Annotated in this window: 20 protein-coding genes; 6 read left to right on the forward strand and 14 right to left on the reverse strand. The window is 63.6% G+C overall.

The window, feature by feature from the left end:
- Positions 1-154 precede the first annotated feature (154 nt).
- Positions 155-1,942, forward strand: a complete 1,788-nt coding sequence (locus AZF01_RS14715) for an ABC transporter transmembrane domain-containing protein (RefSeq protein WP_036236245.1) — start codon at positions 155-157, stop codon at positions 1,940-1,942.
- Positions 1,943-1,945: 3 nt separating this feature from the next.
- Here the strand turns inward: AZF01_RS14715 and AZF01_RS14720 are convergent, their stop codons facing one another.
- From AZF01_RS14720 to AZF01_RS14750, 7 genes are all read right to left on the reverse strand, one after another.
- Complete coding sequence (locus tag AZF01_RS14720) at positions 1,946-2,833, reverse strand: DMT family transporter (RefSeq protein ID WP_024706983.1); 888 nt, start codon at positions 2,831-2,833, stop codon at positions 1,946-1,948.
- A gap of 196 nt (positions 2,834-3,029) precedes the next feature.
- Entirely contained in the window at positions 3,030-4,061 is a 1,032-nt protein-coding gene (locus tag AZF01_RS14725) for a peptidoglycan -binding protein (RefSeq protein WP_061449704.1), read from the reverse strand.
- 2 nt (positions 4,062-4,063) lie between these two features.
- A complete protein-coding gene (locus tag AZF01_RS14730; RefSeq protein ID WP_024706516.1) occupies positions 4,064-5,092 on the reverse strand; it encodes a hypothetical protein in 1,029 nt (342 codons plus the stop codon).
- Between the two features lie 166 nt (positions 5,093-5,258).
- Positions 5,259-6,056: an inositol monophosphatase family protein gene (locus AZF01_RS14735; RefSeq protein ID WP_024706517.1), complete on the reverse strand. Its 798-nt coding sequence runs from the start codon at positions 6,054-6,056 to the stop codon at positions 5,259-5,261.
- Between the two features lie 101 nt (positions 6,057-6,157).
- A complete protein-coding gene (locus AZF01_RS14740) occupies positions 6,158-7,279 on the reverse strand; it encodes a diguanylate cyclase (protein WP_152534438.1) in 1,122 nt (373 codons plus the stop codon).
- Between the two features lie 134 nt (positions 7,280-7,413).
- Entirely contained in the window at positions 7,414-8,511 is a 1,098-nt protein-coding gene (locus AZF01_RS14745; protein ID WP_024706519.1) for a tetratricopeptide repeat protein, read from the reverse strand.
- 7 nt (positions 8,512-8,518) lie between these two features.
- A complete protein-coding gene (locus AZF01_RS14750; RefSeq protein ID WP_024706520.1) occupies positions 8,519-9,172 on the reverse strand; it encodes a thiamine phosphate synthase in 654 nt (217 codons plus the stop codon).
- 98 nt (positions 9,173-9,270) lie between these two features.
- Here AZF01_RS14750 and AZF01_RS14755 point away from each other — a divergent pair, with 98 nt between their 5' ends.
- Positions 9,271-10,029: a sulfite exporter TauE/SafE family protein gene (locus tag AZF01_RS14755; protein WP_024706521.1), complete on the forward strand. Its 759-nt coding sequence runs from the start codon at positions 9,271-9,273 to the stop codon at positions 10,027-10,029.
- Between the two features lie 49 nt (positions 10,030-10,078).
- On the opposite strand, the gene AZF01_RS14760 is transcribed toward AZF01_RS14755, so the two are convergent.
- The 3 genes from AZF01_RS14760 to AZF01_RS14770 all read right to left on the reverse strand — a co-directional run bounded on the left by AZF01_RS14760 (position 10,079) and on the right by AZF01_RS14770 (position 11,559).
- Positions 10,079-10,345: a DUF2312 domain-containing protein gene (locus AZF01_RS14760; protein ID WP_024706522.1), complete on the reverse strand. Its 267-nt coding sequence runs from the start codon at positions 10,343-10,345 to the stop codon at positions 10,079-10,081.
- A 103-nt stretch (positions 10,346-10,448) separates the two neighbouring features.
- Positions 10,449-10,754 (reverse strand): DUF1244 domain-containing protein, encoded by a 306-nt coding sequence (locus tag AZF01_RS14765; protein ID WP_024706523.1) that lies wholly within the window; start codon positions 10,752-10,754, stop codon positions 10,449-10,451.
- Positions 10,755-10,779: 25 nt separating this feature from the next.
- Positions 10,780-11,559 carry an N-formylglutamate amidohydrolase gene (locus AZF01_RS14770; protein ID WP_024706524.1) on the reverse strand — a complete coding sequence of 260 codons (780 nt, stop codon included), beginning with the start codon at positions 11,557-11,559 and terminating at the stop codon, positions 10,780-10,782.
- A gap of 166 nt (positions 11,560-11,725) precedes the next feature.
- Between AZF01_RS14770 and AZF01_RS14775 the strand changes: the two genes are divergently transcribed.
- From AZF01_RS14775 to AZF01_RS14785, 3 genes are all read left to right on the forward strand, one after another.
- Positions 11,726-12,229, forward strand: a complete 504-nt coding sequence (locus tag AZF01_RS14775; RefSeq protein WP_051423976.1) for a DUF1036 domain-containing protein — start codon at positions 11,726-11,728, stop codon at positions 12,227-12,229.
- On the forward strand, positions 12,229-13,668 hold the full coding sequence (pyk, locus tag AZF01_RS14780; protein WP_024706526.1) for a pyruvate kinase: 1,440 nt from the start codon (positions 12,229-12,231) through the stop codon (positions 13,666-13,668). The genes AZF01_RS14775 and pyk overlap by 1 nt, the downstream gene beginning before the upstream one ends.
- A 415-nt stretch (positions 13,669-14,083) precedes the next feature.
- Positions 14,084-15,088 (forward strand): LLM class flavin-dependent oxidoreductase, encoded by a 1,005-nt coding sequence (locus AZF01_RS14785; protein WP_024706527.1) that lies wholly within the window; start codon positions 14,084-14,086, stop codon positions 15,086-15,088.
- Positions 15,089-15,147: 59 nt separating this feature from the next.
- Here the strand turns inward: AZF01_RS14785 and AZF01_RS14790 are convergent, their stop codons facing one another.
- Positions 15,148-15,894 (reverse strand): YebC/PmpR family DNA-binding transcriptional regulator, encoded by a 747-nt coding sequence (locus tag AZF01_RS14790; RefSeq protein ID WP_024706528.1) that lies wholly within the window; start codon positions 15,892-15,894, stop codon positions 15,148-15,150.
- Between the two features lie 118 nt (positions 15,895-16,012).
- Complete coding sequence (locus AZF01_RS14795) at positions 16,013-16,828, reverse strand: MBL fold metallo-hydrolase (protein WP_024706529.1); 816 nt, start codon at positions 16,826-16,828, stop codon at positions 16,013-16,015.
- Between the two features lie 197 nt (positions 16,829-17,025).
- Here AZF01_RS14795 and AZF01_RS14800 point away from each other — a divergent pair, with 197 nt between their 5' ends.
- Positions 17,026-17,832 carry an ion transporter gene (locus tag AZF01_RS14800; protein WP_024706530.1) on the forward strand — a complete coding sequence of 269 codons (807 nt, stop codon included), beginning with the start codon at positions 17,026-17,028 and terminating at the stop codon, positions 17,830-17,832.
- A gap of 46 nt (positions 17,833-17,878) precedes the next feature.
- Here the strand turns inward: AZF01_RS14800 and ppx are convergent, their stop codons facing one another.
- Both ppx and AZF01_RS14810 read right to left on the reverse strand, forming a co-directional pair.
- Entirely contained in the window at positions 17,879-19,399 is a 1,521-nt protein-coding gene (ppx, locus tag AZF01_RS14805; RefSeq protein WP_024706531.1) for an exopolyphosphatase, read from the reverse strand.
- Between the two features lie 11 nt (positions 19,400-19,410).
- Positions 19,411-21,597 carry an RNA degradosome polyphosphate kinase gene (locus AZF01_RS14810; RefSeq protein ID WP_024706532.1) on the reverse strand — a complete coding sequence of 729 codons (2,187 nt, stop codon included), beginning with the start codon at positions 21,595-21,597 and terminating at the stop codon, positions 19,411-19,413.
- Between the last annotated feature and the right edge of the window lie 134 nt (positions 21,598-21,731).

A 21,731-nucleotide genomic window follows, 5' to 3' on the forward strand; every position in this document is an offset into this window, starting at 1 on the left:
GCGCCCGCCGGGCCTATTGAATAAACAAAGCCGTGTGACCGTAAAAAAGCCCACGGCTGTCGATGAGGTTGCGGTCGCTATACAGGAACGTGGGCCGAATAACAAGAGCCGCCTGACGCAATATCGGGCGGGCGCAAGAGTGAAGGAAATTCCCGTGAGCAGCAGTGCCAAGACGAAGGGCGGCAGGGCCGAGGAGCTCCGCCCGCTGACAGCGATCCTGCCCTATATCGCCGCCTATCGCGGCCTGGTTGCCGGCGCGCTGGTGTTCCTTCTCACGGCGTCGCTCGTCACCCTCGCCCTGCCGGTCGCCGTGCGCCGGGTGATCGACCATGGCTTTTCGACCGATGATGCCCAGCTCATCAACAATTATTTCCTGGTGCTGGGCCTGATGGCGCTGGCGCTCGGCGTTTCCAGCGCGCTGCGTTATTTCTTCGTGATGATCCTCGGCGAGCGGGTCGTCACCGACCTCAGACGCGACGTCTTCGCCCACGTCATCCGGCTGTCGCCCGCCTTCTTCGACATCAACCAGTCCGGCGAGATCGTCTCCCGGCTGACGGCCGACACGGTGCAGATCAAGTCGGCCTTCGGCGCGAGCGCCTCGATCGCGCTGCGTAACCTGATCATGGGCCTCGGCGCGCTGGCGATGATGATCTACACCTCGCCGCGTCTTTCCGTGCTGGTGATCGTCGCGATCCCGCTGGTGGTCCTGCCGCTGATTGCCGCAGGCCGCAATGTGCGCACGCGTTCGCGCGCCGCCCAGGACCAGCTTGCCGACGCCACCGCCTATTCCAGCGAGGCGATTGGCGCGACCCGCACGCTGCAGGCCTTCACCGCCGAGACAATGGCGGCAGGGCGCTATGGCCGCAGCGTCGAGAACGCTTTTGCCGCCGCGCGGTCCACGCTCAAGGCGCGGGCCGGGTTGACGGCGGTGGCGATCTCGATGGTGTTCTGCTCGATCACCGCGATCCTCTGGTTCGGCGCGCAATCCGTGCTCTCCGGCACGATGAGCGGCGGCACGCTCGGCCAGTTCCTGCTCTATTCGGTGCTCGCGGCCGGCGCGCTCGGTCAGCTTTCGGAGGTATGGGGCGAGCTTTCGCTGGCTGCGGGCGCCGCCGAACGCCTGAGCGAGCTTCTCATGGAACCATCCGCCATCAAGGCGCCGGCCAATCCCCTGGCGCTGCCCGCAGAGCCGCGCGGGGCGCTTGACGTGCACGACGTCTCCTTCCGCTACCCGACCGGCGGCGCCAAGGCGGGGGCGCTCAACGGCCTGTCTCTTTCCGTGAAGGCCGGCGAAACGGTCGCCGTCGTCGGCCCTTCGGGCGCGGGCAAGAGCACGCTGTTCTCGCTTCTGCTGCGCTTCTACGACCCTGATGAGGGCGAAATCCGCCTCGACGGCGTCGATCTGCGCAAGGCGGATCCGGACGCCGTGCGCGCCCGCTTTGCGCTGGTGCCGCAGGATGTCGCGATCTTTGCCGCCAGCATTCACGACAATATCGCGCTCGGCAAACCGGATGCGACCCGCGACGAGGTGCGTGCCGCGGCCATTGCCGCCCAGGCCGACGGTTTCATCGAAAGGCTTGAGGATGGCTATGATACCATGGCGGGCGAGCGCGGCATCACCCTTTCCGGCGGCCAGCGCCAGCGCATCGCCATTGCCCGCGCCGTATTGCGCGACGCGCCGGTCCTGCTGCTCGACGAGGCGACCTCCGCGCTTGATGCGGAAAGCGAGACGCTCGTACAGCAGGCGCTTGGCGAACTGATGAAGGGGCGCACGACACTGGTGATCGCCCATCGTCTGGCGACGGTGCTTTCCGCCGACCGCATCCTGGTGATGGATGAGGGCCATATCGTCGAGGAAGGAACGCATGAGGAACTCGTCGCCAGAAACGGGCTTTATGCCCGCCTGGCGCGCCTGCAGTTTTCCACCGAGGAAAGCGCCTGAGCGTCAGGGTTTAGGTTTGCGCCCCGTCGGCATGAAGGTGGCGGCGAAAATCAGCGCGATGCCCGCCCAGACGATGGGCTGCGGCCATTCGCCGAAGACCACCAGACCCATCATCACCGCCAGCGGCAGCGCCATGTGCAGGGCAGGCGTCAGCGCCACCGCATCGGCCATGGAAAAGGCCCTCAGCATGCAGTAGTTGCTGGTATTGACCAGTAGCGCCGACAAGAGCAGCAGCCCAAGATCGCCAAGCCCGATCGGCGACCAGAAGAACATCGCCGGAATGGCCGCGATCGCCGCCATCAAGGCATACATCCAGAACAGCGCCGGCAGGAAAGCCTCGTTCATCGCCAGCATTTTCAGGACGATATTTTTCGCAGCAAGCGCGATTGCCGCCGCGATCGCCACGAGCCCGGCAAGCTGAAAGGCCTCGCTGCCCGGCCTGAGGATCAGGAAGGCGCCGGAAAGGCCGAGCGCAACGGCCAGCCAGCGGCGCCAGTCCGCCTTCTCTTTCAGCAGCACGATCGCCAGCGGAATGACGAAGAAGGTCTCGAGCTGGAACAGCGAGGAAGCCACCGTGAAGGGCAGCAGCGACAGCGAGGTAAAGATCAGGAAGCTGACCAGAACGCCGAGCGCCGAGCGGATCAGCAGCAGGCGCGGCGACTTGATGACAAAGCCCGCCCTGCCCTTCGAAGCCGCGATGGGCAGCACCATTGCCGCAGCCAGTCCGGATTGCACGAAGACAAGCATGACCGGCTCGTGCCGGGACGTCAGTATTTTCGTCAGCGTATCGACAAAAGTGAAGGCGGCAACGCCGCCGATCATCAGAAAGATCGCGACAAGACGGCTGTCGGGCCGCCAGCGCGCAGCCCGTGCGGGCAGAACGAAGGTCATTTCTCACTCCTGAACAAGCATCTGTTCGTCTTGGGATGCTTCCTGGAGGAACCCTCGTCCGCTTGTCAGGAAGAACAGCGTTCACAAAGAACGCGGCGGTTGGGCGCGTCGCGCCGTACCGCCCTTGCGGAGTTCGCAGAATAGAAAAGAGCGCGCCTGAAGGCAAGCCCGGCGCGCCAATGGCGTGGTCACTGCCTCAGCGCTCGGTCAGCTTGAACTCGATGCGGCGGTTCTGGGCGCGCGCTTCCGCCGTATCGCCCGGCGCGATCGGCTGATATTCGGCAAAGCCCGCCGCCACAAGACGGGTCGCCGGCACGCCCTGCGAAATGAGATAACGGACCACGGAATTCGCGCGCGCGGTCGAAAGCTCCCAGTTGTCGGAAAACTGGCCGCCGGGGCGGATCGGCACGTCATCGGTGTGGCCGTCGACGCGCAGCACCCAGTTGATGTCCTCCGGAATTTCCGGCGCGATTTCCAGCAGCGCCGTCGCCAGCTTGGAAAGCTCGGCCCGGCCGTCATCATTCAGTTCGTCGGAGCCGGAGGGAAAGAGAACCTCCGACTGGAACACGAAACGATCGCCGACGACCCGGATATTCTCGCGGTCGGAGAGGATCTGCCGCAGCCTGCCGAAGAAATCCGAACGATAGCGATTGAGTTCCTGCACCTTCTGCGCAAGCGCGGTGTTCAGCCGGCGGCCGAGATCGGCGATGCGCGCCTGGGAGGCCTCGTCCTTGGCCTCGGAAATCTCCAGTGCCTCCTCGACCGCGGCAAGCTGGGCGCGAAGCGCGGAAATCTGCTGGTTGAGCAGCGCGAGCTGACTTTGCGCCTTGGCCGTCAGCTGCCGCTCGGCCTCCAGGTCCTCGGAAAGCGAGGAAATGCGCGCATCGGCGGCATCGCTGGCGCCGGCCCCCTCACTCAGGAGAGCCTGCAGGCGCGACCGTTCGGCCTGGGCCGAGGCAAGCGAAGCCTGCAGCGCGGCGATCGTGTCGCTCGCATCCTGATTGTTGCTTTTCTCCAGCGCCAGAAGCTGAGTCAGCTCGGCGATCTGGCTGTTCAGCCGGTTCAACACCTCATCCTTGCCGGAAATTTCGCGCGTCAGGATGAACTGGCCGATCACGAAGACGGTCAGCAGGAACATGATTGCCAGCAGCAGCGTCGACAACGCGTCGACGAAACCGGGCCAGTAGTCGACGCTGCGGTTGGATCGGCGGTTGCGGGCAAGCGCCATGGCTACCGGTCCCCGAGCTTGTCGGTAAGGCGTTGCAGCGTGCGCCGCATCTCCTGCGATTCCTCATGCTGCGCCTCGATCCAGTCGCGCAGCATCTGCTGCTCGTTGCGCATGTTCTTGACGACGCCCTGGATGCCCTCGGCAAGCTGCGCCATGGCGGGAACGGAGCTTGCGCCCGCGCCGTTCGCCTCGGCAATACGCCTCAGTTCCTCGGCAAGGATTTCGAACTGTTCGGACGAGCCGCTGGCAACGCCTTCAAGCGCCGGCGTCAGGTCCGAGGTGACGTCGGTCATGGTCGAGAGCCAGTTCTCCAGCTCCATGTAGAAACGGTTCTGGGCGCGTCCCGCCTGCAGGTCGAGGAAGCCGAGCACCAGCGAGCCGGAGAGGCCGAGCAGGGAGGAGGAAAACGCCGTGCCCATGCCCGACAGCGGACCGGCAAGCCCTTCCTTCAGGGCGTCCAGCACATCGGCGCTGTCGCCGGAATTCGGATCAAGACTCTGGATGATATCGCCGATGGAGCCGATCGTTCCAAGCAGGCCCCAGAAGGTTCCGAGCAGTCCGAGGAAGACGAGCAGACCGACCAGATAGCGTGATGTATCGCGCTGTTCATCGAGCCGCGTGGCGATGGAATCGAGGATGGAGCGCAGGGAAGAGGTCGAAAGCGCCATGGTCTGGCGGCTGCCGATCAGGGCGCGCATCGGCGCAAGCAGCTTGGGGTCGCGACCGACTCGATCCGCACTTCCCGCAGCGCGGAAGGAATTGAGCCAGGTGACTTCCCGGCGAAGCGCCAGCACCTGCGAGAACACCATCAGCACGCCGATCAGCAGGACGCCGAGGATCAGGCCGTTCAGCCCGGGATTGGTCATGAAATAGGCGTGCGCCTGACGGTAGAGGATGGCGACGAGAAAGCCGACCAGAATCAGGAAGATGACCATGGTCCAGACGAAGGTCATCGGGCTCGACATCTTCTGGGCGTAACCGCGCGGCTGGGATTGGCGGCGATCGTCCTGTTCGAGTTCGAAATCCGACATTGCGTCCTGTCCTCCGCTCATCGCTGGCAGCGGCCCGGCATTGCTGCACGGCCGAACGGGCCCGAAGCACGCCTCCGGTCCGGTATCAAAGCTCTATTCGAAAAAGCCGGCGATTTGAAGAGCGATGCGACGAAAACAGGTCTCGGTCCACCGGAAGCGCCGCGCCTTATTTTTCAAGCCGGCGCTGCAACTGGTCGTAAAGCGCAATCCGGATCATTTCGTTGCCGGCAACGACGCTGCCCGTTTCCAGGCATTGCTGCCCGCCCTTGCCGTCGGAAACGAAACCGCCCGCCTCGCGCACCAGGATCAGGCCGGCAGCCATGTCCCAGGCCGAAAGCCCCTCTTCCCAGTAGCCGTCCAGGCGACCGGCGGCCACATAGGCGAGATCGAGCGAGGCAGCGCCGAGACGGCGTATGCCGGCAACCTCGCCCATCACATGGCGAAGCTCCACCAGGAACTTGCCGTGCTGGCCGCGCCCGAGATGGGGAACGCCGCAGCCGATCACCGCATCGGCAAGATTGCGGCGTGCCGAGACGCGGATGCGCCGGTCGTTGCAGAACGCGCCGCCGCCCTTTTCGGCAACGTAGAGCTCGTCAAGGATCGGATTGAAGATCACGCCCGCAACCACTTCGCCGGAACGCTCCAGCGCGATGGAAACGGCGAACTGGGGGATGCCGTGCAGGAAATTGGTGGTGCCGTCGAGCGGGTCGACGATCCAACGGTGCTGGCCGTCGCTCCCGCTCTCCTCGCCGCCTTCCTCGCCGAGAAAGCCGTAGGTCGGGCGGGCGCGCAGGAGCTCCGTGCGAACGATCTTTTCGGCCTTCACGTCCGCCTGAGAGACGAAATCGGCGGGTCCCTTGATGGAGACCTGCAGGTTCTGCACCTCGCCGAAATCGCGGGTCAGCGACCGTCCCGCTTTGAGCGCGGCCTGAACCATGACATTGAGAAGGGCTGAACGGGCCATGACCGGAAATCCTCGTTTATTGCGCCGGCGCGGGATTACCCGCCGGCAAACAGGCTGTTGGCGGGTTCATGACCACAGAACGGTGCGGAATTCAAGGCCTGTCAGGCATTTGCCCGCGCCGCCGCCGCGCGGGAAACCGGCACGGACAGTATTTTCGTGCGGTTGCGCCCGGCATTCTTGGCCTGGTAGAGCGCGCGATCGGCATAATCGAACGCCTCTTCCAGCTTCGTCTCCCCCACCGTGAAGGCGGCGATCCCGGCACTGACGGTGACCGTGAAGGTCTCCCCCTCATGGGCGAAAACCAGTTTCTCGACGAGCGCACGGATATGCTCGGCGATCCGATAGGCATCATCGACGGAGGTCGAGAGCAGAACCACGGCGATCTCTTCGCCGCCGAAACGGACCACGAAATCGGAACGGCGCATGCGGCTCGTCACGGTCGCCGCAACCCGTTGCAACACCTCATCGCCCCGGGCATGGCCGAAGCGGTCGTTGACGGACTTGAAACGGTCTATGTCAAACAGGACGACGCAGCCATGCCGCTTGTCGGGCGAGACCGACTGGCCGAGGCTGCCTTCGAACTGCCCGAGCGCCCGACGATTGTAAAGCCCTGTCAGCGGGTCGCGCTCGGCGTTGAACTCCACGTCGCGCAGATAGTCGGCGTTGCGCTTGGTGGCCTCGAGCGCCGAGCCGAGAAGGACGATGCCGAGAATGTTCACGAGCGTCAGCGTGAAGCCGATGCTCTCCATCAGCGTCAGCGCGGTGTGAAACTCGAGCATGAACAGCGAAAGCACCATCAAAGCGGCGAGGCAGCCAAGCAGCAGAAAACCGGCCGGCGTGCGCTTGTTGGGAAAAAGCCAGTTGAAGATGATTCCGGCGCCGGCCGCTATGATGATCCCGGCGACGCCCGCCGTCACGCCGTCGCCGCCGATCATGATCCGCGGCAGGACCGTGCAGGCGGCGACAAGGACCGCTCCGCCCGGGCCTGCGAAAGGCCCTGCGAGCGCAATGAACACGGCACGCGCATCGAAGATATAACCGGACTCGAGCACGATCGGGTTGGTCATTGCGGCCAGGGCGCCGCAGGCGAGAACGACAGCGCTAGCATAGTCCTCATACCATTTCCCGCTAAAGTGGCGCAGGACCAGGCCGTATCCCATAACGATCAGGGCGCCCAGTCCCAGGCTGCCAATCATCTGTCCGACAAAGCTAAGCTGCAACAAGCAGTCATTCCCCCACCAAGCCCGCCATCGGTACGGGACAGTCGCATTTCATGCTCTCCGAGTTTCTATAACGTACACGTTAATCGGCGAGGATAACATAGAAAACGAAATGAACTACGCCGCCTCGACCCGTATTAGTATCGCAACGCAATGGCCCGGGACCTGAGCCTTGCCCGCTCCAGAGCCTCCGGAGAAAGCGAGGCAAGCATGTCCTCCATCGCGTCATCCCGCAGACCGACCTTTCGCGCGCTGAGGTAGAAAACGGCGGCAGATTGTTCGTCGACGGGCGTGCCGATGCCGTTAAGATAAAGATAGGCAAGCCGGCTGGCGGCGGCTGGATTGCCCGCAAGCGCGGCGCGGTGCATCCACTCGGCCCCCTCGGCGATGTCGCGCGGCATCTCGGTCCCGTTTATGAGATCGAGCGCCAGTTCGAGCTGGGCTGTGTCATGTTCGCCATTGGCCGCACGGCGCAGCCAGTAGCGCCAGAGCGCGCGCTTTTCGGCAGGCAGGCCGTCAAGCGCGCGGTAGATCTGGGAGAGCGCATACTGCGCATCGGCGACGTCGGCCTCGGCCGCCTGTTCAAACCACGGCAGGGCAAGTTCCAACCCTTCGGCCCCCGGCGTTTCCTGCACAAGGAGGGTCGCATGGTTGAAGGCGGCAATCGGATCGCCAGCCTCCGCCGCCTGCCGGACAAGGTCCCGTCCCTTTCCGTGTTCGGCTTCGTCATCCGAGCCGAGCAGGTACATGCCGTAGCGGTTGAGGGCAAACGGCGCCTGGCTATCGGCGGCCATCCGGTACCAGTCACCGGGCTCGCCCGCCCGGCCCTCCGCGATCAGCTTGCGCTCGACAAGCTCGGCAATCAGCGTTTCCGCCCGCGGATCACCGCGCCCGGCGCGCGCCATCGCCGCCTCATAGGCCGCATCGACGAGACCGCGCTGATAGGCGCCGTAGGCATCGTCCACCGGCCCGCCGTAGGGCGGCTGCGGCGGCGCGGGCGTCTCTTCCTCCATCGCCGGCGTCAGTTGCGCGAATTCGAAATTGTAGGCGTCGGCCGGCCCGTCCGCCTCCATCCCGGGCGGCAACAGCGTTCCGCCGCGCCTCGGATCGCCGGCAGCGCCCGCGACCAGGTCCGCATCGGTCGCGAATTCCCGCGCCGAAATCGCGAGTGCGGCGCCGGGAACCGCCAATGCGAGGATCAGAGCGGCGAGCGTGATGCGGGTGCGGTCGGTCATGACCTCTTCAATAATCAAACCGTGGCGCTTTTTCGTCGAGCGCGGCGTTGATCTGGGCGACCATGCCGGCCGGCCCGCCGGGCGCGGCAAAGACGGCCTTGCCCACGGCGACGAATTCCGCCCAGGTGAGCGCGGCCTCGATCACGCTCGCCGGCTCGCTCCCCGCCATGACGATACAGGGGATTTCGACCATGGACGCCCACCATTCGCCAAGTTCCAGATTTTTCGGATGCGTCTGGGGATGCGTGTCGCCGTCCAGCTTGCCGAAGAAGACGTAGTCGGGGTTAAGTTCGCCAAGCTCGAGCGCATGATGCCGGTCCTTGGGCCCGCTGCCGCCGACGATCATGCGCGGCGAAAACCGATCCATGGCGTCGGCAAGGGCCTCGGTCCCGCCTTCGACATGGATGCCGTCGGCCTTCGCCCGCCCGGCCACGCGCGTATCCCCGGCGATGATGGCGGCGGCTTCATAGTTCTGAATCATCGGCACGATCAGCTCGGCGCGTTTCTGAAAGGCTTCCGCCGTCTCGCCATATTGCGGGAGAATGACCGAGGCCACGTCCCCGCCGCGCAGCGCATCGGCGATGGCCTTCTCCTGCGTCTTCATGTCGGCGATCTCGGGCGCGATCAGCACCAGCCGGCAACGATCCTGTTCCGTATCCATGTTCCTCTATCCCTTCGGCTGCGGCGGAGGCGGTTCGCCCCTCTCGCCATTTCCGGATAAATCCGTTAGAGCGGAGTTTCAACAGGTGCTTTGATTTCATGCTTCCCGATCCGATTTTTTATGCGGCCGCGATCCCCGCAGTTCTCCTCGTCGGCCTGACGAAAGGCGGCATGGGCGGCGCGCTGGCGCTGCTCGGCGTGCCGATCCTGACCTTCGTCGTCGAGCCGGCGACGGCAGCGGCGATCATGCTGCCGATCCTGATCGTCATGGACGCGGTCGCGCTGTGGACGTGGCGACGCCATGGCCACTGGCCGACCCTCAAGGCCCTTTTGCCCGGCGCCCTCATCGGCACGGTACTCGGCTGGTACACCTTCTCGACCGTGCCATTCGAGCTGACCCGCATGCTCGTCGGGCTTGCCACCGTCGCCTTCGCCGGGAAATACTTCTACGACCGCTGGAAGCCGGGCGAAAAGATCGAGAAGCCGCCCAAAGGCCAGCGCCCGGTCGCGGGCGCCTTCTGGGGCGCCATTGCCGGCTATACCAGCTTCATCTCGCATTCGGGCGGGCCGCCCTACCAGATCTACACGCTTCCGCTGAAGCTCGATCCGAAGTCCTACACGGGCGCCAGCGTCCGCTTCTTCGCCATCGTCAACGTGATCAAGCTCGGTCCCTATTACGCGCTCGGCGAACTGGGAGCGCCGAACCTTGCGGCATCGGCGAGCCTTCTGCCCTTCGCCATCGTCGCCACCATCGCCGGAGCCATGGTCGTCAAGCGCATGCGCATGGAGGTGTTCTATCCCTTCATGTACGCCATGGCCTTCCTCGCGGGGCTCAAGCTCGTACTCGACGGGTTTTGAGGGGGCATTGCGGCCGCTGCAAGAACGGCCGCGCCTTCTCTTATGCGGACTATTCGTCCTCGGGAGCCCGAATCATGCCGAGCGCGATCATGTAGGTATCGAGCACGGCCTCTTCCTCCATGCGCTCCTGCTCGTCCTTCTTGCGCAGGGCGATGATCTTGCGCAGGGCCTTGGTATCGAAGCCCGTTCCCTTGGCCTCGGCATAAACATCCTTGATATCGTCGGCGATCGTCTTCTTTTCTTCCTCGAGACGTTCGATGCGTTCGATGATCGAGCGCAGCTGATCGCGCGCAATGCCGTGTGCGTCGTCGGCCATGGTCAACTCCTTGTGCCGCTGAAAATTGTGTCGCTGAAAATGCGTGGGCTCCTGCCTGCCGAAAACCGCAGGCAAGGTCAAGTTCGTTCTTCGCCGCCGGCGTTCATTCCTTCGGCCTGTTGCTTTCGAACGCCGCCTTCTGCTCGTCGCTCGCCGCGCGCTGATGGAGCATCTTCCATTCCTCATACGGCATGCCGTAGATGATTTCGCGGGCGTCTTCCTTGGACAGCAGGAGATCCCGCTCCTCGGCGGCCTCGCGATACCAGTTGGACAGACAATTGCGGCAGAAACCGGCAAGGTTCATCAGATCGATGTTCTGCACGTCGGTGCGTTCGCGCAGATGGGCTACGAGCCGGCGGAAGGCCGCGGCCTCCAGATCGCGTTGCTGCTCTTCGCTCGGTCGGGTCATCATCTCTGCCTCCTTTTCTTCCGCGTCATGCGCGCGAGGGAAAATGCCGGCGTGCATGCAGTGTCTCGTCTTGCGCGAGATCCGCAAGGATGGGTGCGAGACGGTCCGCCCACAATGCGACACCGGCGTCATCGGCAATCAGGTCCTGACGGATCTCGATAAGCGCATGGGCGATGCCCTTGGACATGCAGTGCCGGTTCATCGTATCGCCCTTCAGCGCGCCGTCATAGGGCTCGTTGTCACCGACGATCACGCCCTCGATCGCCGCAAGCGCGGCAAGCAGCGGACGCGCGGCGCGCGGGTCGCCATCCCAGAGCACGCTCGCGTGCCAGGGACGTGCCGTTTCTTTCCAGAAGGGCGTGAAGGAATGAAGCGAGATGACCAGCGGCGGCCTTCCGCAGGCCGCCTCCGCCTCCCCGATCGCCCGCTCGACCGCCTCGTGATAGGGACGATGGAAAAGCGCAAGCCGCTTTTCCCGTTCTTCCGGGGCGAGCGGATGATTGCCGGGAATGATTGCCCCGTCTGATATCCGCATGATCAGCGTCGGGTCGTCCTCGCCGCGATTGGGATCGATCAGCAGGCGCGAAAAGGTCGACAGCACCGCCGGTGCCGAAAGCCGCGCCGCAAGCGCCCTGGTCAGGGCCTCGACACCGATATCATAGGCCACGTGGCGGGCGAAAACGCTGTGCTGAAGGCCGAGAGCGCCATAGTCCCCGGGCACGTCCGCCATGGCATGATCAGCCAGCAGAACCAAACCCGTGTCATATTTACCCGCTATTCTCGCGTAGGCGTTGATCTTCGGCATGGATATCGGCTGCAGAATTAACAATAATGCGGGTGATGGCATAGAGTCGGCATATCGGCAAGCCGCAACCGCGCCATTTGCCTCGCCTGCGGCGGGGCTTTATGATAAAGGCTGCAAATCGATTGAATGCGCCTTCCGCACGGTGACGCAAAACGAGATCTGGCACATGCGACTGAAACCGAATCATCTCACCTTCGGCGCCTCGCCTCATGCACCCAAGAGCATGACGCGGCACCTGCCCCTCCTCGGCCTCTTTTTCGGCGGACTTTTCCTGGCAACGCTCTGGCCGAGCGACCAGGCCCGTGCCGAATTCAGGGTCTGCAACGACACCGCCAATCTCGTGGGCGTTGCGGTCGGCTATCGGGGTGAGGAAGGATGGATTTCGGAGGGATGGTGGCAACTCCCGGCCACCACCTGCGCAACCGTCGTGCCCGGCCCCTTGCAATCGCGCTATTACTATCTCTACGCCGAGGACGCGTCCGGCAGCGGACGTTGGACCGGTTACACCAACATGTGTGTCGCAGAAGAGGAGTTCGAGATTACCGGAGTCCAGGACTGTTTCACGCGGGGTTATCAGCAGATGGGATTTAGCGAATACGACACAGGGCGGGAGGAGAGCTGGACCGTTCAGCTTTCCTCAAGGCCCAGCACCCAAGAAAGTCAGAACTGATGAGACGAAACAGAAAAGTCAAAATCCTCGCCACGCTCGGCCCCGCCTCGTCTGAAGAAGAGCAGATCCAGAAACTCCACGAAGCCGGAGCAGACCTCTTCCGCATCAATATGAGCCATGCCAGCCATGACCTGATGCGCACGCTGATCAAGCGTATCCGCAATGTCGAGGCCCGCATCGGTCGGCCGATCGGCATTCTCTGCGACCTGCAGGGCCCGAAGCTGCGCGTCGGCAAGTTCCTCGACGGCAAGGTCGAACTCGAGATCGGCCAGACTTTCACCCTCGACGACAAGGATGAGCCCGGCAACGAGAAGCGCGTCTTCCTGCCGCATCCGGAGATCCTGCAGTCCGTTGAACCCGGCCACCGCCTGCTCATCGACGACGGCAAGCTGCAGCTGCGCGCGGAGAAATGCGACGGCAAGAGCATCGAATGCACGGTGATTGCCGGAACGATGATCTCCGACCGCAAGGGCGTTTCCCTTCCCGACACGCTCCTGGGCGTCGGCGCCCTGACGGACAAGGACCGCGCCGACCTTGACGCCGTTCTGGAAACCGGCGACGCCGACTGGGTGGCGCTTTCCTTCGTTCAGCGTCCCGACGATCTTGCCGAAGTGCGCAAGATCGCCCGCGGCCAGGTTGGCCTGATGTCGAAGATCGAGAAGCCGCAGGCAATCGAGCGCATCGAGGAAATCATCGAGATGAGCGATGCGCTGATGGTGGCCCGCGGCGACCTCGGCGTGGAAATGCCGCTGGAGACCGTTCCCGGCCTGCAGAAGAAGCTCATTCGCCTTTGCCGCTCCGCCGGCAAGCCGGTGGTCGTCGCCACGCAGATGCTGGAATCGATGATCAGTTCTCCGGTTCCCACCCGCGCGGAAGTCTCCGACGTTGCCACCGCCGTCTTCGAAGGCGCGGACGCCGTCATGCTGTCGGCCGAATCGGCTGCCGGGCAGTATCCGGTCGAAGCGGTCTCCACCATGGCCTCCGTCGCCCGCACCATCGAGCGCGAGCAGCTCTACCCGCAGATCCTCTACGCCCAGCGCCCGCAGCCGGAAGCGACCGGCGCCGACGCCATCTCGCTCGCCTCGCGCGAGATCGCCGAAACGCTGAAGCTGACGGCGATGGTCTGCTACACGGCATCCGGCACGACCGGCCTGCGCGCCGCGCGCGAGCGGCCGAATGTGCCGATCATCGCGCTGTCGCCGGTGGTCAAGACCGCGCGCCGCCTTTCCGTCGTCTGGGGCCTGCACTGCGTGGTGGCCGACGAGCCGACCGATCTCGACACCATGGTCGACGGCGCCTGCCGCATCGTCGTGGACGAGGGCATCGGCAAGCCCGGCGACCGGATCATCATCTCCGCCGGCGTGCCGCTCGGCACCCCCGGCGCCACCAACATGCTGCGCATCGCCTATATCGGCATGGACGGCCGCTCCGGCGTCTGAACCCGCGCAAAGGTGAAGAACAAGGAAGGCCGGGTGCGAATGCGCCCGGCCTTCAGCTTTTGGCCAAGGCCACCATTCCCTCACTCGTCATGCTCGGGCCTGTCCCGCGCATCTAAACACGCGTCGCCGCGACAAGCGTTTCGAATGAAAACAGGAGTGAATTGAGCCAGTTGCCAAGCAGATGCTCCGCTCATGCGGTGACGTGGTTAGATCCTCGGCACAAGGCCGAGGATGACGTCGGTAGAATGGATAGGTTTGTCAACAAACCGAAGGCCGCGTGCCAGAATGCCTGACCTTTCTGCAAGCTCCCTTCCGGCGCTTTATTGCAGGACAGTTCCTCTAGCCGGGCTTTGCAAATCATCTGATTAATTCCTAAGTGTGGACCAACGCTCATTTTCCGGAACAGGATTGTCCGATGACTTCATTTTCCATACTCGATCTCTGCCCCGTCGTTGAAGGCGGCACGGTCTCGGAAGCGCTCGATGCCACGCGGCAAATGGCGCGGCAGGCCGAGGCTTCCGGCTTCACCCGTTTCTGGCTCGCCGAGCACCACGGCATGACCGGCATCGCCAGCGCGGCGACTTCTCTGGTCATTTCCGAGGCCGCGCGGGCCACCGAGACGCTGCGCGTCGGCTCCGGCGGCATCATGCTGCCCAATCATTCGCCGCTGGTGATCGCCGAACAGTTCGGCACGCTGGAAGCGCTCTATCCGGGCCGTATCGACCTCGGTCTCGGCCGCGCGCCGGGCACGGACATGAACACCGCCCGCGCGCTGCGCCGCAATCTGGAGGCCGGCGCCCAGACCTTCCCCAATGACATTGTCGAGCTGCAGAAGCTGATGGACGACCCGGAAGAGGGCCAGCGGCTGATCGCCAACCCCGGGGCCGGCGCCAAGGTGCCGCTCTATATTCTCGGCTCCTCGACCTACAGCGCGCATCTGGCGGCGGCCCTTGGCCTGCCTTACGCCTTTGCCTCGCATTTCGCGCCCGACATGCTGTTTGACGCGCTCCACATCTACCGCTCCAACTTCAAGCCCTCCGCCCAGTGCGGAAAGCCATACGTGATCGTCGGCGTGATGGGAGCGATGGCCGATACGGACGAGGAGGCCGACTACCACTTCACCTCCGCGCTTCAGAGCTTCGTGGCGCTGCGCAGGAATGCGCGCGGCAAGACCCCGCGCCCGGTGAAAAGCATGGATGGCCTCTGGACCGAAATGGAGAAATTCTCGATCGAGCACACCTTCCAGTTCGCCGTCGTCGGCGGGCCGGAAAAGGCGAAGGCGAAGATGCAAGGCTTCATTGCCGACACCAGGGCCGACGAAGTGATCATTTCCGTGCCTGTGCATTCGGTCGAGGCGCGGCTGAAATCCGTCGCCCTGTTCGGTGAATTGCGCGAGAGCCTGGCCAGGGCTGCGGCCTGACGCAGAAAAGCCGCCGGCGCTTGCCCCGGCGGCTTTTCCGCAAATCCAGTCTTGAAGGCTCAGGCCGAGAGTCTGGCCATCACTTCGTCATCGACCTCGAAATTCGAATAAACGTTCTGGACGTCGTCATCATCTTCCAGGTTCTCGATCAGGCGCATCAGCGACGTGGCGCGCTCCTCGTCCACCGGGATGGTGTTCTGCGGCTTCCAGATGGCCTTGACGCTGTCGGCTTCGCCCAGCGTTTCCTGTAGCGCGGAAGAGACCTCGTTGATGTCCTCGAAGGCGCAGTAGATGGTGTGGCCGTCTTCGTCGGAAACCACGTCCTCAGCGCCCGCCTCGATGGCAGCTTCCATGACTGCGTCCGCGTCGCCGGCGTCCGGCTTGTAGACGATTTCGCCGACGTGATCGAAGGAGAAGGCAACCGAGCCGGTTTCGCCGAGCGCGCCGCCGGCCTTGGTGAAGATCGAACGGACATTCGACGCCGTGCGGTTGCGGTTATCCGAAAGCGCCTCGACGATGACGGCGACGCCGCCCGGTCCGTAGCCCTCGTAGCGTACTTCGTCATAGTTCTCCGCATCGCCGCCGGCGGCCTTCTTGATGGCGCGTTCGATATTGTCCTTCGGCATGGACTGCGCCTTGGCGTTCTGGATCGCCAGGCGCAGACGCGGGTTCATGTCCGGATCGGGCGCGCCCATCTTGGCGGCAACGGTGATCTCGCGCGCCAGCTTGGAGAACATTTTCGAACGCACCGCATCCTGCCGGCCCTTGCGATGCATGATGTTTTTGAACTGTGAATGGCCCGCCATGAGCTCCGCCCTGCCTTGATCTTATCAACGATGGAATGGGCGCCTTATAAGGGTGCAGGGCTTCTGGTTCAAGCCCAAGCGCGCTTGAGGGGCGAAGAGCGGCACGGTTCCGCAGAACCTACCACACGCCTTCAAGAAGGATGATTTTCGGCGGACTGGAGAGCGTCCTGAGCGAGACCGTCAGCGAGCGGCTGTCGGAATAGACGACCTCGAAGCCATCGCCCATCATCTCGGCGAAACTTCTCACGCGCGGGCCGGTGCGGTGCATCGGCAGAACGATCGAGGAATAAAGCCGCTCGATGACGTTGCGCATGCTCTCCGCCCCGAGCGTCAGCCCGCCGTCCACGGGCACCATGACCACATCAAGCCGGCCGATCTCCATGATATGGCTGTCGGTCAGTTCATGATGCAAATGGCCAAGGTGCCCGATGCACAGGCCCGCCACCTCGAAGATGAAGATGGAATTGCCGTCCTCCTCGAAACTGCCCCAGGCGCGGATATCCGTGGTGACGTTGCGGATATAGGTATCGCCGACGACAAGATCGTGATCGGCGGCCTCGCCCGGCACGTCGCCCCAGCCGTGCAGCACCATGCCGATCTCCGGATCCGGCGTCAGCGTGAAATGGCTCTCATGCGCCTTGTTCATCGTCGCCACGTCCGGCGGACCGCCGGGGAGCAGGAAGCCGGAATAGTCGGTCGCGATCCTCACCCCCTCCGGCGTCTCGATCAGATAGGTGGAATGGCCGATAAAGGTGATCGTCACCTCCGGCGCCTCATAGGCAACGGGAACGAGGCTCGCGAACCTTACATCCGGCAGGCGTTCGGCAATCGCCTGGCACTGGCTGACCGGCGGGCGCGATTGCGCGGCCGCGCTCGCTGCCGCGAGCAACAGGACTGCAGGAACGAGCATCGCAAGGTAACGAAGCATGGCCATTCCCCTGTTTTTGAGGATGGCATCAGTGTGCGGGAGAACCGCGGAAAGGTCCATGTAAGGCCCTGGCAATGACGTTCACACATTCGTGAAGTCTTCGGGTCGCGCGCAGCTGCCGATGAGCGAGCGGCGCTCTTGCTTTATGGCGGGCCTTCCCCCATCTCGTTTGCCGAAACGAGGCGTGCGGAGAACGAGACAAGATGCGTGACAGGGTGCTGGCTTTGACGACATCCCGGCCGTGGGAAGCCTTTATCCTGACGGTCATCATCATCAATGCGATCACGCTCGGTTTCGAGACCTCCGAGACGGTGATGCAGAGCTTTGCCGGGCCGGCGCTGCTGTTTTTCGACCGGCTCGTGCTGGCCATCTTCGTCATCGAGATCGCCTTGCGCCTTTATGCCCACCGGCTGCGCTTCTTCCGCGACCCCTGGAGCCTCTTCGACCTGACGATCGTGGGGATCAGCCTTCTGCCCGCAAGCGGCCCGCTTCAGGTGCTGCGCGCGCTGCGCATCCTGCGCGCCTTGCGCCTTCTGTCGATGATCCCGTCACTGAGGCGCGTGATCGGCGGGCTCGTGGCCGCCCTTCCCGGCATGGGCTCGATCATCGTGCTGATGGCGCTGGTCTTCTACATCTTCGCCGTGATCGCCACGAAGCTTTACGGCGAGGCCTTTCCCGAATGGTTCGGCTCGCTCGGCGCATCGGTCTATTCGCTGTTCCAGATCATGACGCTGGAAAGCTGGTCGATGGGCATCGTCCGCCCGGTCATGGATGTCTATCCCAATGCCTGGCTGTTCTTCGTGCCCTTCATCCTCTCCACCGCCTTCACCGTGCTCAACCTCTTCATCGGCATCATCGTCTCGGCCATGCAGAAGGAGCACGAGCAGGAACTGCTGGAAGAAAACCGCCAGGCGCGGGAGCCGGAAATGCAGATGATATTGTCGGAACTGAAGGCGCTCAGGCAGGAGGTGGCGGCGCTGAAAAAAGGCCAAGAGCCGGGGCGAAGCTGAGATCAACGCTCCGTCCGACTGAGCACGATCGGAGCGTTGTCTATTCCTAGACCGTCGCTATACCCAGATTCTTGCCGGTAAGCTTGGAAAGCTGCTGCAGGCGGCCTTCGACGCGTTCGCCGATGAAATCGGCATATTGGGCCGGCACCACCAGTTCGAGGTCCACATCACTCTCCTTGCCGGGCAGGAAGTCGAGAGCGCCGACAATCCCCGGCATAGAGGCGGAGAACAGGTAGGCGACGCGGAGCAGGCCGCCGAGCAGCTTGGCGCGCTCGATCAGTTCCGGCGTCGCGATCGTGCCGAGACCGTTTGTGTGGTCGTCGTCGCGCAGGCCTTCGAAGCGATAATAATTCGCGAGCGCAATGAAGGCGCGACCGGGATGGGTGATGCCGTTGAGCGATGAATGGGCGATCACGTTCAGCGACTGCGACCCGCGGAAATCGGGATGGGCGCGCCAGCTGATATCGGCCAGAAGACAGGCCGCCTGGCGGTAGCGCGCCTCTTCCGGCGTTTCCTCCACGCCGAAGCGGCGCAGCATCAGCCCGGTCCAGGCGGCAATTTCGGCTGCATGTTTGGGCGAGCGCGCGCGCAGAAGCGCAAGCTGACGGGCCGCGACCAGAAGCGGGTCCTGCTGTTGATCGTCGGCGCTGAGGAGCGAGTAGAGCAGCCCCTCGCGCACGCCTTGCGCGGAAAAACAGATCGATTTCGGCTCCATGATGCTCAGCACCTCGCGCATGGCGATGGCGCCAAAGGGGAGAAGCATGCGGCGGTTCTTGGAGACGGCCTGCCAGGCCTCGTCCTTCTGTTCCTCGTCCTCGCCGATCCGGTCGAGGAAGGACATCATGTCCTCGAAACCGATCTCGTAGCCCTGCATCATCGTCAGCGGATAGCCGGTCATCTCCATGTGCAGGCGGGCGATGTTACGCCAGGTGCCGCCGACGGCGTAAAAGGTCCGCCCCCGCCCCTTTTCGAGGAAGCCGACCTTCTTCACCTGCTTCTTCGCGAAATTGCGCGCCTTGGTCAGCGAGCCTTCGGAAAGTTCGGAAAGACGGATGCCGCCGAGCGGCAGGGTGATGCCGTCGCCATAGGTCTTGTCCTTGATGTCGATGAGCTCGAGCGAGCCGCCGCCAAGGTCGCCGGCAATCCCGTCGGGCTGGTAGAAACCGCTGATGATGCCGTAGGCGGAGTAGAGCGCCTCTTCCCGGCCGGTCAGAACGCGGATCTCGATGCCGAGAATTTCCTCGGCCGCGGCGATGAAGGCCGGGCCGTTCTCCGCCTCGCGGGCCGCAGCCGTCGCCAGCACGTGCATGGTGACGGAACGGGCCTGCACGGCAAGCGCCTTGAAGCGCTTGAGGGCCCTGAGCGCGCGCTCGACCCCCTCCTCGTTCATCTTGCCGGTAGCGGCGATGCCGCGCCCGAGGCCGCAGAGAACCTTCTCGTTGAAAAGCACCGTCGGCGCGCGCGACAGGCCCTCATAGATAACGATACGAACCGAGTTGGACCCGATATCGACCACGGAGACAGGGTTGATGCCCGGAAGGCGCCCCTGTGCTTCTGATTCGACCATAAACTACCGGCTTATTTATTGTGGCCGGACAACAGCCCGGCGATGAGCTTCGGCGCACTTGATTTCAAAGCTTCACCGCGGCCCGAAAGGCTCGGATTGGTCATGAAGTACTCCTGCGCGTTGAACGGTTCCTCGCCCTCGCGCGGCTCCACACGTCGCGAGGTTCCGTCGGGCAGTATCTCGTAGCTCTGCTGGTTGTCAATGATATTGCCCAGCATGATCTGCGAAAGCACCTGCTCATGCACAGTCGGGTTGGTCAGCGGCACGATGGTCTCCACGCGCCGGTCAAGATTGCGCGGCATCAGGTCGGCGGAACCGACATAGACATGCGCGTTTTCCGAAGGCAGGCCGTGACCGTTGCCGAAGCAGTAGATGCGGGAATGTTCGAGGAAGCGGCCGACGATCGACTTGACGCGGATATTTTCCGAAAGCCCCGGCACTTGCGGGCGCAGGCAGCAGATGCCGCGCACCACGAGGTCGATCTGCACGCCCTCGCCGCTTGCCCGATAGAGCGCGTCGATGATCTTCGGGTCGACGAGCGAGTTCATCTTCATCCAGATCGCGCCCGGCAGGCCGTTGCGGACATGCTCGATCTCCTCCTCGATGTGCTGGAGGATGCGCGGGCGCATGGTCTTTGGCGAAACGGCGAGCTTCATGTTCTGCTCGAGTTCGCCATAGCCGGTGATGAAGTTGAAGACCTCCGCCACGTCCTGGGCGATCTTCGGATCGCAGGTGAAGTAGGAAAGATCGGTGTAGATCTTCGCCGTGATCGGGTGGTAGTTGCCGGTGCCCATATGACAATAGGTCCTGAGATTGCCGTCCTCGCGACGCACCACCATGGAAAGCTTGGCATGGGTCTTCAGCTCGATGAAGCCGAAGACCACCTGCACGCCGGCGCGCTCAAGGTCGCGCGCCCAGCGGATATTGGCTTCCTCGTCGAATCGCGCCTTCAGCTCCACCAGCGCGGTGACCGACTTGCCGGCCTCCGCCGCGTCGATCAGCGCCCGCACGATCGGGCTGTCATTGGAGGTGCGGTAGAGCGTCTGCTTGATGGCGAGCACGTTCGGGTCGCGGGCCGCCTGGATCAGGAACTGGACGACGACATCGAAGGATTCGTAAGGGTGATGAACCACGAAGTCCTTCTCGCGGATCGCGGCGAAGCTGTCGCCGACATGCTCGCGCACGCGCTCGGGAAAACGCGGATTGAAGGATTTGAACAGGAGGTCCGGACGCGGCGCCTTGGTGATCTCCGACAGCGTGTTGAGCGCCAGCAGCCCCGGCAGAACCGCAACGCGATCCTCGGGAACGCCAAGCTCGTGGATGACGAAATGGCGTAGCGATGCCGGCATTTCCGAATCGGTCTCGATGCGGATCACCGACCCCCGGCGGCGCTGTTTCAGCGCCGTCTCGAAATAGCGCACCAGGTCTTCCGCCTCTTCCTCCAGCTCGATATCGCTGTCGCGGATGACGCGGAAGGTCCCGTGGCCCTGCACCTCGTAACCGGGATAGAGCCGGTGGATGAACATGCCGATCACATCCTCCAGCGTGATGTAGCGGATCGCGCCGTCGAGATCCGGCATGCGCACGAAGCGGTTCATGGACGGCGGCAGGCGCAGCAGCGCGTTCATCGGCTCGCGGCCGTGGCGGCTGACCAGCTGCAGGCCCATGGAAAAGCCGAGATTGGGGATGAACGGGAAGGGATGGGCCGGGTCGATCGAAAGCGGCGTCAGAACCGGGAAGATACCCTGCTCGAATTCGTTGGTCAGCCAGGCGCGATCCTCGTCCATCAAGACCGAAGGGCGGACAATCACGACGCCTTCATTGGTCATGTATTGCTGCAGCACGGCCAGGGCCGCCTGCTGTTCCATCTGCAGGTTGTCAACCTCGCGCAGGATATCCGAAAGCTGCTCGGCCGGCGTCTTGCCATCGGCGGACAGCATGGTCACGCCCTGGCGGACCTGACCCTCGAGGCCGGCGACGCGCACCATGAAGAACTCGTCGAGATTGGCCGCCGAGATGGACAGGAAGCGTACACGCTCCAGCAGCGGATGGGCCGGGTTGAGCGTTTCCTCCAGCACCCTTCGGTTGAACTGGAGCCAGGAAAACTCCCGGTTGACGAACCGCGCCGGACTCCGGCTCAGATCCTCGGCACCGTCGAGATCGCTCATTCCATCAACGCGCGACGACAAGTTTTCCATGATTTCAGCTCTTCCCTCTCATAGACCCGGACACAGGGCGCAGCGACGTCGCCGCTCTTCCTGCCGGACTATCCGAATTTGGCAACGAAACTGTGACAGGCGGCAAGACTTGCGCAGTTTATGGGCGCTTGCAA

The sequence above is a fragment of the Martelella sp. AD-3 genome, assembly GCF_001578105.1.
In the GTDB taxonomy this organism is placed as follows: Bacteria; Pseudomonadota; Alphaproteobacteria; order Rhizobiales; family Rhizobiaceae; genus Martelella.

Bases quoted from the DNA above. Each gene is read 5' to 3' on its own strand.
- AZF01_RS14770 (WP_024706524.1), bottom strand. From the start codon at position 11,559: ATGCCGAAGATCAACGCCTACGCGAGAATAGCGGGTAAATATGACACG.
- AZF01_RS14775 (WP_051423976.1), top strand. From the start codon at position 11,726: ATGCGACTGAAACCGAATCATCTCACCTTCGGCGCCTCGCCTCATGCA.
- AZF01_RS14760 (WP_024706522.1), bottom strand. From the start codon at position 10,345: ATGGCCGACGACGCACACGGCATTGCGCGCGATCAGCTGCGCTCGATC.
- AZF01_RS14755 (WP_024706521.1), top strand. From the start codon at position 9,271: ATGCTTCCCGATCCGATTTTTTATGCGGCCGCGATCCCCGCAGTTCTC.
- AZF01_RS14720 (WP_024706983.1), bottom strand. From the start codon at position 2,833: ATGACCTTCGTTCTGCCCGCACGGGCTGCGCGCTGGCGGCCCGACAGC.
- AZF01_RS14795 (WP_024706529.1), bottom strand. From the start codon at position 16,828: ATGGCCATGCTTCGTTACCTTGCGATGCTCGTTCCTGCAGTCCTGTTG.
- AZF01_RS14745 (WP_024706519.1), bottom strand. From the start codon at position 8,511: ATGACCGACCGCACCCGCATCACGCTCGCCGCTCTGATCCTCGCATTG.
- AZF01_RS14725 (WP_061449704.1), bottom strand. From the start codon at position 4,061: ATGGCGCTTGCCCGCAACCGCCGATCCAACCGCAGCGTCGACTACTGG.
- ppx (WP_024706531.1), bottom strand. From the start codon at position 19,399: ATGGTCGAATCAGAAGCACAGGGGCGCCTTCCGGGCATCAACCCTGTC.
- AZF01_RS14750 (WP_024706520.1), bottom strand. From the start codon at position 9,172: ATGGATACGGAACAGGATCGTTGCCGGCTGGTGCTGATCGCGCCCGAG.
- AZF01_RS14810 (WP_024706532.1), bottom strand. From the start codon at position 21,597: ATGGAAAACTTGTCGTCGCGCGTTGATGGAATGAGCGATCTCGACGGT.
- AZF01_RS14785 (WP_024706527.1), top strand. From the start codon at position 14,084: ATGACTTCATTTTCCATACTCGATCTCTGCCCCGTCGTTGAAGGCGGC.
- AZF01_RS14730 (WP_024706516.1), bottom strand. From the start codon at position 5,092: ATGTCGGATTTCGAACTCGAACAGGACGATCGCCGCCAATCCCAGCCG.
- AZF01_RS14735 (WP_024706517.1), bottom strand. From the start codon at position 6,056: ATGGCCCGTTCAGCCCTTCTCAATGTCATGGTTCAGGCCGCGCTCAAA.
- AZF01_RS14800 (WP_024706530.1), top strand. From the start codon at position 17,026: ATGCGTGACAGGGTGCTGGCTTTGACGACATCCCGGCCGTGGGAAGCC.
- pyk (WP_024706526.1), top strand. From the start codon at position 12,229: ATGAGACGAAACAGAAAAGTCAAAATCCTCGCCACGCTCGGCCCCGCC.
- AZF01_RS14790 (WP_024706528.1), bottom strand. From the start codon at position 15,894: ATGGCGGGCCATTCACAGTTCAAAAACATCATGCATCGCAAGGGCCGG.
- AZF01_RS14765 (WP_024706523.1), bottom strand. From the start codon at position 10,754: ATGACCCGACCGAGCGAAGAGCAGCAACGCGATCTGGAGGCCGCGGCC.